The organism is Psychroserpens sp. SPM9, from assembly GCF_025153525.1.
Classification (GTDB): domain Bacteria; phylum Bacteroidota; class Bacteroidia; order Flavobacteriales; family Flavobacteriaceae; genus Psychroserpens.
In genome coordinates, this window is the sequence record NZ_JANZNR010000005.1 from 308,302 (window position 1) to 320,774 (window position 12,473).

Annotated in this window: 11 protein-coding genes; 3 read left to right on the forward strand and 8 right to left on the reverse strand. The window is 34.7% G+C overall.

Going from position 1 to position 12,473, the window contains the following annotated elements; translation table 11 throughout:
* Positions 1 to 35: 35 nt before the first annotated feature.
* The gene (gene mnmA, locus N4270_RS12080; protein ID WP_260097470.1) at positions 36 to 1,223 is read right to left on the reverse strand and encodes a tRNA 2-thiouridine(34) synthase MnmA; all 1,188 of its coding nucleotides are present in this window, start codon (positions 1,221 to 1,223) and stop codon (positions 36 to 38) included.
* A gap of 126 nt (positions 1,224 to 1,349) precedes the next feature.
* Positions 1,350 to 2,255, reverse strand: coding sequence for a toxin-antitoxin system YwqK family antitoxin (locus N4270_RS12085; RefSeq protein WP_260097471.1), 906 nt, complete (start codon positions 2,253 to 2,255; stop codon positions 1,350 to 1,352).
* 82 nt (positions 2,256 to 2,337) lie between these two features.
* Here N4270_RS12085 and N4270_RS12090 point away from each other — a divergent pair, with 82 nt between their 5' ends.
* Complete coding sequence (locus N4270_RS12090; RefSeq protein ID WP_260097472.1) at positions 2,338 to 3,747, forward strand: fasciclin domain-containing protein; 1,410 nt, start codon at positions 2,338 to 2,340, stop codon at positions 3,745 to 3,747.
* Between the two features lie 94 nt (positions 3,748 to 3,841).
* On the opposite strand, the gene yidC is transcribed toward N4270_RS12090, so the two are convergent.
* The 3 genes from yidC to N4270_RS12105 form a co-directional block, all read right to left on the reverse strand.
* The gene (gene yidC, locus N4270_RS12095) at positions 3,842 to 5,752 is read right to left on the reverse strand and encodes a membrane protein insertase YidC (protein WP_260097473.1); all 1,911 of its coding nucleotides are present in this window, start codon (positions 5,750 to 5,752) and stop codon (positions 3,842 to 3,844) included.
* A 67-nt stretch (positions 5,753 to 5,819) separates the two neighbouring features.
* Positions 5,820 to 7,460 carry a CTP synthase gene (locus N4270_RS12100; RefSeq protein WP_260097474.1) on the reverse strand — a complete coding sequence of 547 codons (1,641 nt, stop codon included), beginning with the start codon at positions 7,458 to 7,460 and terminating at the stop codon, positions 5,820 to 5,822.
* Between the two features lie 144 nt (positions 7,461 to 7,604).
* Positions 7,605 to 8,474, reverse strand: coding sequence for a DUF4349 domain-containing protein (locus tag N4270_RS12105; RefSeq protein WP_260097475.1), 870 nt, complete (start codon positions 8,472 to 8,474; stop codon positions 7,605 to 7,607).
* A gap of 175 nt (positions 8,475 to 8,649) precedes the next feature.
* Here N4270_RS12105 and N4270_RS12110 point away from each other — a divergent pair, with 175 nt between their 5' ends.
* Both N4270_RS12110 and N4270_RS12115 read left to right on the forward strand, forming a co-directional pair.
* Positions 8,650 to 9,486 (forward strand): hypothetical protein, encoded by an 837-nt coding sequence (locus N4270_RS12110; protein ID WP_260097476.1) that lies wholly within the window; start codon positions 8,650 to 8,652, stop codon positions 9,484 to 9,486.
* Entirely contained in the window at positions 9,483 to 9,968 is a 486-nt protein-coding gene (locus tag N4270_RS12115; RefSeq protein ID WP_260097477.1) for a hypothetical protein, read from the forward strand. The genes N4270_RS12110 and N4270_RS12115 overlap by 4 nt, the downstream gene beginning before the upstream one ends.
* 156 nt (positions 9,969 to 10,124) lie before the next feature.
* On the opposite strand, the gene N4270_RS12120 is transcribed toward N4270_RS12115, so the two are convergent.
* The 3 genes from N4270_RS12120 to N4270_RS12130 are packed head-to-tail and all read right to left on the reverse strand — an operon-like array spanning position 10,125 to position 12,388.
* Positions 10,125 to 10,760, reverse strand: coding sequence for an HAD family phosphatase (locus N4270_RS12120; RefSeq protein WP_260097478.1), 636 nt, complete (start codon positions 10,758 to 10,760; stop codon positions 10,125 to 10,127).
* A gap of 1 nt (position 10,761) precedes the next feature.
* Positions 10,762 to 11,448, reverse strand: coding sequence for an SDR family oxidoreductase (locus N4270_RS12125; RefSeq protein ID WP_260097479.1), 687 nt, complete (start codon positions 11,446 to 11,448; stop codon positions 10,762 to 10,764).
* A complete protein-coding gene (locus N4270_RS12130; protein WP_260097480.1) occupies positions 11,438 to 12,388 on the reverse strand; it encodes a M20/M25/M40 family metallo-hydrolase in 951 nt (316 codons plus the stop codon). Before N4270_RS12130 ends, N4270_RS12125 begins: the two co-directional genes overlap by 11 nt.
* Positions 12,389 to 12,473: the final 85 nt, after the last annotated feature.

Genomic DNA, 12,473 nt, shown 5'->3' on the forward strand with positions numbered 1-12,473 from the left:
AAAAACGTCATACTTAAAATTAGCTTTCCTGCAATTTAAGAAATTACTCCCGAACCTACTAATTCATCATCCAAATACCAGGCTACGAACTGCCCTTCGGTAATGGCCGATTGTGCATTTTTAAACTCAACGAAAAGTCCGTTATCCACCTTATAAAGTGTTGCCTCTTCAAGCGCCTGACGGTATCTAATTCTGGCTTTAACCTTCATGGTTTCGTCAACTTTCAGACTTAAATCTTCTCGTACCCAATGCAACTCGTCATCGTTAACAAATAAAGCTTTTTTGAATAAGCCTGGATGCATTTTCCCTTGTCCGGTGTAAATGACATTTTCATCAACATCGGTGTCAATGACAAATAACGGTTCAATCGTTCCACCTACAGCCAAGCCTTTTCGTTGGCCTTTAGTAAAGTAATGTGCGCCTTGGTGTTTCCCAACTATTTTTCCGTCGTTTACTGAATACGCTACTTTTTGGGTTAGGTATTCGAGTTCTTTTTCTTTAGAATCGAATTCAGGTGGTTGCTTTGTGAATACATTAGTGTCATTAGGAATTTCAACAATCACTCCTTCTTTTGGCTTTAATTTTTGCTGAAGAAACTCTGGAAGTCTCACTTTTCCTATAAAACATAAGCCTTGAGAATCTTTTTTATTTGCTGTAACCAAATCCAGTTTGGTCGCAATTGCACGAACTTCAGGTTTGGTTAATTCTCCAATAGGAAAAAGTGCCTTTGCTAATTGTTCTTGAGACAATTGACATAAAAAATACGATTGATCCTTGTTAATATCGACTCCAGACAACAACTGATAGATTTCCTTTCCATCCTTTTCAATTGTGCCTTTTCTACAATAATGACCAGTAGCGACATAATCTGCGCCTAAATCGAGAGCAATTTTCATAAAGACATCAAATTTGATTTCTCTATTACAAAGTACATCAGGGTTTGGTGTTCTTCCCTTTTGATATTCGTCAAACATGTAATCTACAATACGTTCTTTGTATTGTTCACTTAAGTCGATTGTTTGGAAAGGTATTCCCAACTTATCAGCTACCAACATGGCATCGTTGCTATCGTCGAGCCACGGACATTCATCAGAAATCGTCACAGAGTCGTCGTGCCAGTTTTTCATAAACAAGCCAATAACTTCATAGCCTTGCTCCTTTAGTAAATAAGCAGCAACACTAGAATCTACGCCTCCTGAAAGTCCGACAATTACTCTTTTCATCTCATTATTATTAGCGATTGAGATTAGATCTCAGTTCATGATTTTGATGCTGCAAAATTAAGAAATAAAAATAGCAACAAGATAAATGTTGCTATATTAAATGACTATGTATGGTATTGGTTTTAGCTATTGTTTTTGAGTTGTTTTATGGTTTTCGGTTTTGTCTAATTTTCCGTGTTTATAATAACTCCAATCACCACTTTTGACACCTTCAATATATTCGCCTTTAGACTCTATATTTCCTAAATGATCATAATATTTACATTCACCGTGTAATAGGCCTTTTTCATAGTGTAAGTCTTTTAAGATTTTACCAGATGGCGCATACCAAATGGTTTTACCATCTAACTTTCCGTTTTTATAGTGCATTACTTTAGACTTCTTATTATTTTCATAATAGGTCCACACACCAATTCTCAAATCATTTTTGTAAGCACCTTCGGCTTGCAAGTTACCATCGGCATCATAGTATTTAGAAACACCATTTAATTCGTTATTAGCGTAGGTAAACTCTTTTAACGTTTTTCCATCCTTAGCATACCAAATCGATTTTCCTTCAAGTTTGCCGTTAACGTAATTGGCTTGTTCTGCTGTAGTTCCGTCAGGATAAAAGACTAATTTCTCCCCTTCAAGTTCGCCATTAGCATTATAATATTCTGTAGACATGACAGCGTCGCTCTTATTGTGGTAGTAGATCCATTTGCCGATATGGTGTCTGCCATCCATCTCGCCTTCACTAATCAGTTTTCCTTTAGAAGACAAAAATTTGACCATCGCTTTGGAATTAGTGTCATTGAATTGCTTCGTAGCACTTAATACACTTTCGCCTTTGTAAAGAGTATAAAATTTAAAAAGTCCAACTTCTTTGCCGTGATTAAATTGTCCTTCATAACGAAGCTCTTGTGTTTTATCAAAATACTTTCGCCATACACCGTGACGCTTTCCATCGGCATCAAACTGATTTACAGATTGTTGTGCAAACGAACTTAAAGCAAGTAGTGTTAAAATAAATATAAATAAATAAGTCCTCATGATATTTTGTTTAATCTTTTCATAAATTTGTTAAACAAACTATTTTTTTATTAATAATGTTGAACAACAAAAACTCAAAAAAATGAAAATTATTTCAAAAGTATTCAAATTATTACCATTATTTCTACTGACATTAACATCTTGTAGTAATGATGATGACAACTCTACAATAACACCACAACCTATGAATATTGTGGAAATTGCCAGCGCAAATTCAGACCTAACAAGTTTAGTTTCGGCACTTCAAGCCGCAGATGGAAACCTAGTAAGCCTTTTGAGTGGTGATGGTCCCTTTACGGTATTAGCACCTACTAACGAAGCATTTTCGACATTTTTAAGTGCTAATGGATTTTCACAATTAAGCGAAGTTCCTACTGATGTTTTATCACAAATACTATTGAACCATGTCATATCTGTAGATTTATCAGCATCAGATTTAGCTGGTTTAGGATCTGGTTATGCCAAAACAAATGCTACTGGTGTGGCTGGACAAAATGTTAGTATATATTTTAACACTTCAAATGGCGTGGAGTTTAATGGTGCATCATCAGTAACTGACAACGGAGCAGATATTGATGCATCTAACGGAACTATACATATTGTAGATGCTGTAATAGGATTACCAACAATTGTAGATCACGCTGTTTCCAATCCAGAATTCAGTAATTTAGTTGCGGCTTTAAGTGCTGCCGATGGGGATTTGGTAACTGTTCTTAGCGGAAATGGTCCTTTTACTGTTTTAGCACCAGACAACACAGCATTTACAACTTTTTTAAACGGAACGCCTTTAGACGAAGTACCCACTGATGCTTTATCAACTATTTTATTAAATCACGTTATAGATAATGCAGTCCCTTCTGGAACGCTTACAGGAACAGGTTCTGGCTACATCAACACTTATGCTACCGGTCCAAATACTAACAATTTAAGTTTGTACTATAACACTAGTGATGGTGTTCGTATTAATGGAATATCATCAGTAACAACAGCAGATATTGTTGGTACTAATGGGATTATTCATACGGTTGATGCTGTTGTTGATATTCCTACAATAGTAACGTTTGCAACTGCAGATCCAAACTTTTCAACCTTGGTCTCTGCTTTAACAGAATTAACTCCTGAAACAGACTTTGTAGCAACTCTATCAACTGCAAATGGAACCAGCCCTGCTCCTTTCACAGTATTTGCTCCTACTAATGATGCATTTGCTGCTTTAACTTCAATTCCTGACGAACCAGTTTTAACTCAGGTGTTACTACATCACGTTTTAGGAGATGCTAATGTACAATCTGGAGATTTGACCGATGGCATTTCCCCATCGATGCTAGATGGCCAAACTATTACAATTAACCTACCCGGAACCGGTGATAACATCGCTGACGTTACTGATGGCGCAGGTAATTTTGATATTGGCGTGATTGCTGTTGATATACAGGCAGGAAATGGTGTAATTCATGTATTAAACAAAGTGATGTTGCCTTCAGACGAATAGTAGGCTTAACATTTATCATCAAATAATGACCTAAAAAAGAGCCTTGAGTATCATATACTCAAGGCTCTTTTAATTTATTATAAGACACAGCAGTCTATTTTTTTCGTCTTTGCTGGGCTTGTTTTTGCTGTTCGGCTTGCTCCATCATGTCAGCCATTTTTTTCTGAAACTTGTTCTGTTTCTTAGGCTTTTTCTTATTTTCTTGAATTTGTGCATGAATTTTATCTTCATCCAAAATATAGTTTTTAATCACTAACATTATTCCGATACTAATCAAGTTAGAAATAAAGTAATACAAACTCAATCCTGAGGCGTACTGATTAAAGAACACCAACATTAATATTGGAGAGAAGTAAATCATATACTTCATCATTTTCGCCATATCTGGCATACCTTCTTGAGTAGGTTGCGAAGCCATTTGCTGACCTGTCGTCATTTTCATATAGAAGAAAATAGCAATGGCTGCCAGTATTGGAAATAAGCTCACGTGATCTCCATAAAACGGAATACTAAAAGGCAATTCGGCAATCACATCATATGACGATAAATCGTCTGCCCATAAGAAGCTTTTTTGACGTAATGCAAATGCTGTTGGGAAAAACATGAATAAAGCATAAAACACAGGCAATTGTATTAAACCTGGTAAACAACCAGCTAAAGGACTCGCCCCTGCTTTGTTTTGAAGCGCCATTGTTTCTTGTTGCGCTTTCATTTTATTGTCTTTATGCTTTTCTCTAATAGCATCCAATTCAGGTTTAAGAACCTTCATTTTAGCCTGAGATAAAAATTGCTTATACTGCACAAATGACATCATTAACTTAATTAAAATGGTCATAACAATAATGGCAATACCGTAAGGCAGGAATGAACTTAAGAAACTAAATAAAGGGATAAATAAAGCTTTGTTAATCCATCCAAAAATTCCCCAACCAAATGGAATACTTTCTTCTAAATCGTAATCGTATTGTTTTAATACCTTACTATCGGTTGGTCCAAAGTATAATTGGAACTTATTATCGGCTTCCCCATTTGTAAATGCAACAGGTAATTTAGAAGTATAGGCTTTGGTAAAAACTGTATCAATTTCTTCATCTTGCACCAAATCTTTACTTGTTATAGTTGCCTGTTTAAAAGGGGTATCGGTCACAAGAATAGTACTAAAAAAGTGTTGTCTGTACGATAACCAACGCACATCTTCGATGCGTTCTTCATCGTCACCCATTTGACCTAACTTATCAATTTTTTCACCATCATACATATATGTTAATCGCGTGTAACGATTTTCGTAGGTAATGCTTTGATCATGTCGAAACGCTTTAAGTTTCCAGTCTAAATTAATCTCCTGAGAACTATTAACTACAGTGCTTAAGCCTTGAGAACGAATTGAAAAATCAATCATATACTCCTTAGGCTTTAACTCATATCGATATTCAAGAAACTGAGATTCTGAAGCTTTAAACTTCATAGAGACTACAGTATTCTCTCCGTTTTTGGTAACTGAAGGCTGAAAGTACTTATCTTCAGTCGTTAGAATTCTATTGTCTGTTGTTGGAAGTGTAATGTTAAACGCTGCATTTCCGTTTTGAATTAAAGCAATAGGAATTGAATCGTAATCTACAAACTCTTTTAAAATGACTTCGGAAAGAAATCCGCCTTTATTACTAAACTTCAAATCAAAAACATCGGTTTGTACCGTTGTAAAATTATCGGTCGCCGATGGCAATGTTGACGAATAAGTAAATGCGCCTAATTTATTTTGTAGATTTAATAGCCTTAATGAATCACCAGGAGTTACCGTCGAATAATCTTCAGCAGTAGTTACTTTGGTTTCATCGGCTTTAACTTCAGTAGATGTTGCCTTTTTTTCGGCTTCAAGTTGCTCTTGTTTCTCTTGTTCTGCGATCTCTTCTGGAGTGGGCTGATTTTGCCACATCATAAAGAGTAATATTGCGAAAATAAGAACAAATCCTATAATCGATTTTACGTCAAATTTCTTTTCTTCCATATGTATTACTTAGTTCTCCGATTGGTTAGGAACGGATGCTTTCTCAATATCAAAAAGCTATCCAATATTAATTTTGTGCCATACTGACACTATTGCTATCTGTTTTGAAATTTAAAGCTGCTTTTACGAATGACACAAAAAGGGGATGCGGATTAGACACTGTACTTTTATATTCTGGATGGTATTGTACACCAACAAACCAATTATGTTCTGGGATTTCTACAATTTCTACCAGACCTGTTTCTGGATTTAATCCTGTTGCTTTCATTCCAGCATCTTCAATTTGCTGCTTGTAATCATTATTAAATTCGTAGCGATGTCTGTGACGCTCTTTAATCGTTGTGGTTTGGTATACGTCTTTGGCAATACTGTCGTCAACTAACTCACAATCCCAGGCGCCTAAACGCATGGTTCCACCTTTATCTGTTATGGTTTTTTGAGATTCCATTAAATCAATAACAGGATGTGAGGTTTGTTCATCCATTTCGGTTGAATTGGCCTCTTTTAATCCTAAAACATTTCTGGAGTATTCTATGACAGCCATTTGCATACCTAAACAAATTCCTAAAAACGGAATATTATGTCCTCTTACATACTTTACAGCTTCGATTTTTCCTTCAATTCCTCGCTCTCCAAATCCTGGAGCCACTAAAACACCATGCAAATGTTTCAGTTTTTTTGAAGCATTTCGCGCTGTTAAATATTCGGAATGTATAGACTCTACTTTAACCTTAACTTCATTTTCTGCTCCAGCATGTATAAAGGCTTCTAATATAGACTTATATGAATCCTGCAATTCGACATACTTTCCAATAAGACCAATAGTGACTTCTCCTGACGGATTCTTATGACGTGATAAAAACTGATTCCACTGCGTTAAATCTGGTTGTGAACTATCTAAAGCCAGTTTCTTTAAAACCACTTTATCAAGACCTTCATCCAGCATTAAATTGGGTACATCATAGATTGTAGACGCATCAATAGACTGAATGACCGCTTCTGGGCGTACGTTACAAAATTTCGCCAGTTTATCTCGTAAGTCTTCAGGAAGTTCGTGTTCTGTACGGCACACTAGAATATCGGCCATCACACCACTTTCCATTAAAGTTTTTACACTATGTTGTGTTGGTTTGGTTTTAAGTTCTCCTGCGGCCGACAAATAAGGAATTAAAGTCAGATGAATTACAATGGCATTATTTTCTCCTAATTCCCATTTTAATTGACGAACTGCTTCAACATAAGGCAAAGATTCAATATCACCAACTGTACCACCAATTTCGGTAATGACGATATCATAATCGCCAGATTTTCCTAAGATTTGAACACGATGTTTAATTTCATCGGTAATATGAGGAATGACTTGAACTGTTTTTCCTAAAAACTCACCTCGACGTTCTTTTTCAATGACACTTTGATAAATTCGGCCTGTAGTTACATTATTAGATTGACTTGTTGGCACATTTAAAAAACGCTCGTAATGCCCTAAATCTAAATCGGTTTCGGCACCATCATCGGTCACATAGCATTCACCATGTTCGTACGGATTTAAAGTTCCGGGATCAACATTAATGTAAGGGTCTAATTTTTGAATCGTCGTCCTGTAGCCTTGTGCTTGAAGCAATTTTGCTAAAGAAGCCGCAATAATGCCTTTTCCAAGTGAAGATGTTACTCCTCCAGTTACAAAGATGTATTTAGTAGTCGTTGTCATGTTGCGCTGTTAAACGCAGGCAAATTTACAAAATTTAAATAGTTATTATAGTATAGATTTTAGTTAATTCGTCAACAAGAATTAGCCCTACACAATGCAGGGCTAATAATTTGATTATGAAAGTCTAAGCGTTTAAAAATTATTTCATGCCTTTCTACGCATCCATTTCTTTTTTATCACAAAAAACAAAACGACTCCAATGATTACTAAAGGCCAAATATAAATGAGTCCTAAAATAAAACTTTCAATGATAGCCCAACCATTACTTAAGCCTTCTTTTCCTTTGGCAAGAAATGTTTTTGAATAGCTTTCTGGTTCTTCAGTATACGTCACAGTTTCATACAAATCAATTTGAATGGTGCTGTACGACACTTTATTGGTTAAGTATTTTAAGCGTCCTTGAGCCGATTCGATTTCCTCTTGTATAAGACGTAATTTTTCTTCTGTTTTTAAAATATCTTCAACGGTTTTTGCTTTTTGTCTTAAGATGGATTCGTAACGCACTTTTACTTCTATTTTGGTTTTTAATCGTGTTTGAATATCGATATATTCTTCAGTAACATCCTTTGTTGTGATATTTTCATACTCTACAAATTCAACTATAAAACCTATGGAATCCATCATGGCATCAAAATATTGCTGCGGAATTTTAATAGTGAATCGATTTTCTTTACGATACAAATTATTCTCAAATCGTAAGTCTGAAATATAAGCCTCATACTGTTGAGCAATGTGTTTAATTTTTCGTGTTGCCAGTTTCACATCATCGACTTTATAGCGTGCTGTTGCCGATTTGATGATTTTTAAATCTATAGGAATCGTATTGGTGGAAACTTCAGATTTTAATGTCATGGGTTCTTCATCAAGTACAGCTTCATAGGTTTCAGAAATATCACTGGTTGCAACTGGTACACTTTCTTTATAATCAGCATTAGTGTTACAGGCCATTAAAGAAACCAACATGCTTGAAACGATTAGGTATTTAATTTTGGATTTGTCTAATATTGCATTCATAATTTTATATTTTTAATGATTATGAAACAAATCTAAAAACCCAGTATGTTTTTGGCTTGTAAAGGCTTTGTAAACCTATTGTAAATCATTTTACAAACTCTAATTGTTTGATTATAAGACTTTAAACTATTTGAATCCTGAAAACACATATTATTTCAATCGGCTAAAAACAGCTGTGATTTCCAAATTTCTGGACAAGCATAGCGCTGCTTCTGATGTTAAAGATTGGAATGGTGAAACTATTGTACTTTTTCAGGAGGATTTATTTTCCGAAGTGAAAGCTAAAGTAAGCGAAAAGTGGTTTTATACCTATTTTAAAAATGAAGCGACCAAATTACCACGTGTAGACATGCTCAATTTATTGAGTAGCTATATAGGTTTTGAAAATTGGCAAACCTTTAAAAACACTCACCCGTTTGCGTCTAAGCATAAGAAAAAGGTGCCTTGGATTATTATATTTGCTCCCATTTTAATAGTCTTTATAGTCACAATGAATGGGAAAAATGATTTTCAATTTTGTTTTGTTGACGATTTAAACAATCAGGCCATAACAAACATTCCAATTGATATCAAACTTCTGCAAGAAGACCAATCACCTTTGTATTTTAAAACCGATAGCTTGGGTTGTTTTAGGTATAAGACCAAAGCCAATCTCATTAGATTTGTAGTATCGTCTCCTTATCATAAAACCGACACGATTGTAAGATCTATTGAAGCCAATCAACATCATGTAGTCAAATTAGATAGTGATGATTATGCTTTAATTTTGAAATACTATACCAACGGAAATGTAAAAGACTGGACCAAACACAAACAAAAATTACAACAATTAATTCATGAGGATGCACAAATTTATAGACTCTACGAAGATAACATTGGTGTAGAAATTTACTCAAAGGAAGATTTTGTAAGGTTGCTTACCATTCCGACAAAAACACTTAAAACAGTTAAAATTTTAGACAAAAGTTATGAAAACAATCAAATCAAAACTCTAAAATTTACGGTACGATGAAAAAGATACTATACATATTACTGCTTTTATTTTTCATGACTTGTAACAATAATGAGGCTATGAAAACTGAAAGTACCGACATAGAAATGGTATTAGATACCGAAGATGACTTTGATAAGATCATCAGCTCTCCAGAAACTTTAAGTATTCAAAAACTAGAAGAATACGTCGATCTTATAAAAATTAAACAAGAACATCCCGAATTTGAAGCTGATATAAATCTGCAACTTAGCAACTTTACTTTAGACAATGCATCTGTTTTAAATTATCCAGAAGGTTTTTCAATAGCTAATATTCAAGTTGCAAAAAAACCTAAAGCACTAACAAACAACATACAAACCTTAAAACTAACGTTTACAGTAACCACACCATCAGAAACATTTAAAGACTCAATTGGTGCTGTCATTAAGAGTGAACCTATACAGTTAGATGGCAAGACACAAATCTCAAGAGCGATAACATTCTTAAGGCTTTTGGAATAATCGTATCTTTCAATTTTAAAGATTCACTTCTATGAAAATAGATCTACCCTTTTTACTACAATTACTGGCTTTCCTGATGGTTTTTAATGGCATGCAAGACACTTAAGTAGTGTTAAGACCAAACCCTTACTAAATAAAACTGCCAAACGATTAACTTTATACTATAGTAAGTAGTTGTTGCATTGATTTTAAGTTGTAATCTATTTCAGAACCCAACTCATTCTTAACATCATGAGCGGTATAACCTGCAACAGCAAATCCACCAGATTTAGCCGCTTTAACACCAGTGAGACTATCTTCTACCACTAAACATTCATGAGGTTGAAACCCCATAGTTTCACTAGCCCAGATAAAAACAGCAGGATCAGGTTTCCATTTTTGAATCGTATAACAACTAAAAATATGCTTTTCAAAATAGGGCAATAAACCAGTGAGCTCTAAATTGAGTTTTATTTTTGATTCTGGGCCACTAGATGCCACACAGAAAGGGATATCTAAACGTTTAACAACTTCTAAAACACCATCTATAGGTTGTATCTCCTTTTGAAAACGCTCATAGCTCAAACTTCGATAGGTTGATTTAAAATCTGATGGCACCTCCTTCCCTATTAATTCTGAAATTTTTTGAACACAACCATCTAAAGCATATCCTTTAAAATGTTGATAGGCATACTCTAAATCTATAGAAGCGCCAAGACGGTTTGCCAAGTCTACCATAACCTGATTCCCAATGGGTTCACTATCGACTAAAACACCATCGCAATCAAAAATAACACATTTAAATTTTGACATTTTAAGGCGTAGAATTAGAGACTTGAAGTACTTTTCCGTTGAAATACTTATTGGCATTTAAGGCAAAATCCTGAATGTATTTTGCCATTTCTAAAGCTGTTGTTGGTGCTTGATAATCTGGAAATGCTTCTTTTAACATTTCCGTTTGAACAGCGCCTAAGGCGAGTACATTAAATTGCGGGCCGCTCTCTTTATATTCTTCCGCTAATAATTCGGTGAGCGTAATTACGGCACCTTTACTCGAACTGTAAGCTGCCAAGCCAGGAAATTTCATGCTGCCTTGAATGCCTCCCATCGAACTAACCGTTACTACATGTCCGTCACTTTTCATAAACGGTAATACAATTCGGGTCATTTCAGAAACACCAAACACATTGGTTTGATAAACCTTAGTAAAATCTTCAAAGGTGGTATTTGCAAATGGTTTATTGAGTAACATACCAGCGTTATTGATTAAAATATCAACATGTTTAAATTCATTTTCAATAAACAATTCCACTTTTTTATAGTCATCTGCTTCACATAAATCAAAGGCAAAAGACGAAATATTATCAAATTGCAAATTACTTACAGGCTGCGCATTTCTAGAAAGAGCCAATACATTATGGCCTTGGTTAGCAAAGAGATGAACAAGTTCAAAACCAATCCCTCTACTTGTTCCTGTAATGATGATATTTTTACTCTTCATACATGATAATTTCTTTGGTTTCTGTGGCGCTCATTTTTTCAATAGCGGGAATCATTTTATTGATTAAACTCGCCATAAACTCAAAGTCTAATTTGTCGATTTCATCATCAACATGATGGTAAAAATCAAAATTGGTCAAATCGCATGAAGAGATGGTATGGCAAGGCAATTTAAACTGTTCATAAAACGGGTAGTTATCAGAGCGTTTAAACAAACTATATTTTTTTGACACTTCAGAATAACCTATCAAATTTTGTCCAACGTATTCGTTTAATTTAGCAGCCATATTAGACAAATCGTATCCCGAAACAAAAGCTTCATAGTCACGATCTTTAAAAGGCACACCAATCATTTCAAAATTAACCATGGTATAGAGGTTAAGGTTTTCTGATTTCAATCGTTCAGCAAGATGCTTAGAGCCTAATAATCCCATTTCTTCCGCCGAAAATAAAGCAACCATAATACTACGCTTATTCGTTTTTTTAGCAGCAAAATATTTTGCCATAGCTAAAACTGCACTGGTACCTGCCGCATTATCATTAGCACCATTGGCTATAGAATCGCCTTCAACTATTTTTGCTTTACCAATATGATCGTAATGTGCTCCTAAAATTATAACCTCATTTTTAAGAGTTTTATCGGTTCCTTCAATAAAACCTACAACATTAAACGCATTGGTTTCACCAATTTTAAAATGGTCTCTGTAGGTATCATAATAAGGCTTAACACCGTAAGATTTTAGTTGATTTTCGATATAGGTAGCCGATTCGTCAATACCTTGAGTTCCTGTGTTACGTCCTAAGCGTTCATCGGACGCTAAATAAGTAACCACATCTTTAACTTCGGCACTGGTTATGGTGATAGGTTTTGATTCGGTTTTTACTGATGTTTTACAGCTAAACATCAATAGAAATAGACAAAATGGAATAAGGTTTTTCATGAAACATATATTTGAGTTTAAAGATAAAAAAATCCTGACTTGAACAAATCAAATCAGGATTTAAAATACTATAGATTCTGAATCA